Genomic DNA, 3,344 nt, shown 5'->3' on the forward strand with positions numbered 1-3,344 from the left:
CTTCGATGCGGCGTAATGGCCTTGGGTCGGTATACCCCCTCGCCCCGCGATCGACGCAATATTGATGATCGAACCGGCCCGCCGCGCCTCCATCGACGGAAGCACGGCCTGGCAGCAGAAAAGAAGGCCCTTGACGTTGATGTTCATCGTCGCGTCGAAATCTTCTTCGCTCAGAACGTCGAGCGTCGAGGGCCGCAAGATGCCGGCATTGTTGATCAGAACGTCAATATGCTTGGCCTCGGACAGCACAAGCTCTACCGCCGAATGGACGTCCTTCTTGTCCGAGACATCCATCGTCTGCAGATAGGCGGCGCGCCCATTGCGCTCGATCGCTGCCTGGGTTTCCCGCAGGCCGTCGATCTGGCTTTTCAGATCGCTGATCGCAACATCGTATCCGGCCTCAGAAAAGCCCACGGCGAGTGCACGGCCGATCCCGCGCGCTGCTCCCGTGACGAGAGCAACTTTGTTGCCAGCTTGTGTCATGTCATAGGTCTCCTGGTTTTGCGCGGCTCGGCGGATGGCCACCTGCGCAGTTTGCTCCGTAAGAAATATTCAATCGGTTCCGCGACACAGATCCTTTGCCGGATCCGGCACAGTGGTCTGCGACAAAGCGCGCTTGCGCAAAAGCGCATGGGTCCTGACGCTACTTTCGAGCGTGGCGCTGTTCGTCCGTGCAATAGGTGATTAAAAAGATCCCGACGAGCAGCAGCAGTCCTTTGATCGTCTGGAAAATCGCATCCGTCCATCCGAGCAGGGCGCCGCCGCGGATCAGCACTGTCAGAACGAGCACGCTGAAGAGCGTCCCGAGCACATTCGGCCGGCCGAGCCGAAGCATGGTTCCGCCGAGCAGGACCGCAGTTAACCCGTCCAGGAAGAGCGTGCTGGCGACCGAGGGTTGACCCGACGACAATTCGATCGTCAGCAACAAGCCGCCCAGGACACCGCAGAGCGCCGAGAGCACAAACGCGCTTAGAACGATAACTCTTACGGGAACGCCCGCTTCGACAACGGCCTGCCGGTTCTCGGCCGTTGCGTAGATGTAGTGGCCGACGCGAAGTCTTTCCTGCACGTACCATGCGCCGAGATAGACAACAGCACAGAGGATAGCCAAAAGGGGGATCGGGCCGATCTGCGCAGTCTCCATCGAACGCAGGACGTCCGGCACCACGATGGAAATCGACGATCCGTGTCCGACAGCCGCGGCAAGAGCGGTTGCAATGCCGCCGGTCGCGACGGTCGTGACAAGAGAGGGCAGTCGAAGATATGCGACGAGGACGCCGTTGATGATCCCCACAGCTGCCCCCGCCACAAGCGCGGCGGCACAAGCAAAGCCCCAGGAGTAATTGTCCGATACCAAGCCTGGGACGAGCATGTTGCAGAGCGAGGCGACCGAGACGAAGCTGACGTCGATTTCGCCGATGGCAAAGACCCAGGTCAGTCCCATGAACATCAGGGCCGAGACGCTCGCGGAGCGGATCATGCTCGTCAGATTGTCCGAATGGGAAAAGGTCGGCGTTGCGATGCTGAACAGGATGACCAGAACCAGCAACGTCGTTGGCAGGCCGATCGTAAGATACAAATCGGCTCGTTTTGCATTCGATCCTTTCGGGATCGGGGGCGAAGAGACAAGCTCGTTTGTCATGAGATCACCTTTCGAGCAGCGACTTGTCGCGGGCACGTGGCCGCAACCTCTCGTGGATTAGGTTCAAAATTTCCGGTCTGAACACGGCGATCGCCATGATCAGGATGAAGCTCACGATGGCATCGCTGTAGAAATACGGCATCGAAAGGATGCTGAAACCGTTTAAGAGCAAGGCCATGAGAAACGCCCCGGCAAGGGTCGCCGGAATGGTGGCACCACCAAACAATGCAGCTCCGAGATAGACTGCGGTATAGGCCGGCAGGAGAACGCGACTTCCCGCATTGACGGAAGCTGCACCGACGGCCGCAACGTTGAGGATGATCGCAGCTCCGACCGCAGCCCCGCAGATGGCAAAGCCGGCTGCGATATAGGTGCCAATCGTTACCCCTGATAGCCGCGCCGTGACGGGGCTTTCGCCGACGGCGTAGAAGCTCTGACCGTATCGCGACATATGCAACAGGTAATAGGCAACCGCCGCCGTTATCGCCAGGATGACGACTGGGAGCGGCGCAATCCAAAGCATGCTGTCGTTGATCCGCAGGATGCCGGACGAGAAGAAATGGCTCGAAAATATCGAAACGCCATAGATGAACGCCATGCCTGTGGCGATCGAGCCAACGCCGATCGTCGTGACGACGTCGGGCAACTTGAAGCGCGTTATCAGAATGCCAGATAACAAGCCGCACAGCGCCCCGACGCAGATCGATCCCATCAAGGCCAGGAACAGATTGTTGGTTGCCGCCAAAATGGCGCCCAGTGTCATGGCGGCGAAAGAGGCAACGCCGGCGAGGGACAGGTCGAACCGCCTGAGCACGATGACAAAGGTCAGCCCGATCGACGCAATGCCGTTGACAGACATTTGTCTGAGAATTGCCAGGACATTGCGTTGGGAGATGTAGCTCGGCGCCATCGTCCAGAAGACGGCGACGATGACAATGGTGAGCGCTAAAAACATGATGGCGCGCCCGCGCAACTCTTTCATACTCATTGACGCCTCCCGACCAGACCGCCATCGAGAACCTCGTCCCTGGCCAAATCAAAACTGGGAGGAATGGACATTCTCCCACGGTAAAGACAGAAAATGCGATCGGCGACGCCGCAGACTTCATCAAAGTCAGAGGAAAGAACCAGGATCGCGGCGTGCTCGGACAAGCTGCGCATCACGTCGTAAAGTTTCGAACGCGCGCCAAGATCCACACCGACCGTCGGCTCGAGGAAGATATAAACGTCTGCCTCTCGAAACAGCCCCTTCGCCAACACGATCTTCTGCTGGTTTCCTCCGGAAAACTCTGTTGCATTGCGCCACAAATGCGGCGGTCGCAGTTCGAGCCGTTCCAAGAGGCCAGCAACCGTATCAGCGTTCTTCCGACGCCTCAGCCATCCGCCCCATCGCGAGGAAGCCCTGCCGAGATGGGCCAAGGTCGCATTGAAGGTCACGTTCTTTGTGAGTGTCAGCCCTTGTGTCTTTCGGTCACCGGGAACGAGAAAGATCCCTCGCCTCAGCGCATCCTTCGGGGTCTGCAGCGCCTGAACTGCGCCATGCAGGAGAATCTGCCCGTGGTCGAGCCGTCGATCTCCAAACAATGCAGAGGCGAGAACTTCGATGCCGGAACCGACCAGGCCGAAGCCTCCGACGATCTCGCCACGGCGGAGCTCGATAGTGATGTCTTCGAGCGCGCCTTCCACACCGAGACTGCGGGTT

Annotated in this window: 4 protein-coding genes; all 4 read right to left on the reverse strand. The window is 59.0% G+C overall.

Translation table 11 applies throughout. The features are described from left to right. The coding region (locus AC1D35_RS35165) for an SDR family NAD(P)-dependent oxidoreductase (RefSeq protein WP_477942538.1) at nt 1-483 on the reverse strand (483 nt) is incomplete at its 3' end. A 160-nt stretch (nt 484-643) separates the two neighbouring features. After that, nucleotides 644-1,579: an ABC transporter permease gene (locus tag AC1D35_RS35170; RefSeq protein WP_477942540.1), complete on the reverse strand. Its 936-nt coding sequence runs from the start codon at nt 1,577-1,579 to the stop codon at nt 644-646. Between the two features lie 67 nt (nt 1,580-1,646). After that, nucleotides 1,647-2,630, reverse strand: a complete 984-nt coding sequence (locus AC1D35_RS35175) for an ABC transporter permease (RefSeq protein ID WP_477942542.1) — start codon at nt 2,628-2,630, stop codon at nt 1,647-1,649. After that, a complete protein-coding gene (locus AC1D35_RS35180; RefSeq protein ID WP_477942543.1) occupies nt 2,627-3,328 on the reverse strand; it encodes an ATP-binding cassette domain-containing protein in 702 nt (233 codons plus the stop codon). The genes AC1D35_RS35175 and AC1D35_RS35180 overlap by 4 nt, the downstream gene beginning before the upstream one ends. Between the last annotated feature and the right edge of the window lie 16 nt (nt 3,329-3,344).

This window comes from Rhizobium sp. P1_E6, assembly GCF_056405875.1.

Coding starts and splice junctions, on each gene's coding strand:
- AC1D35_RS35175 (WP_477942542.1), bottom strand. CDS start 2,630: ATGAGTATGAAAGAGTTGCGCGGGCGCGCCATCATGTTTTTAGCGCTC.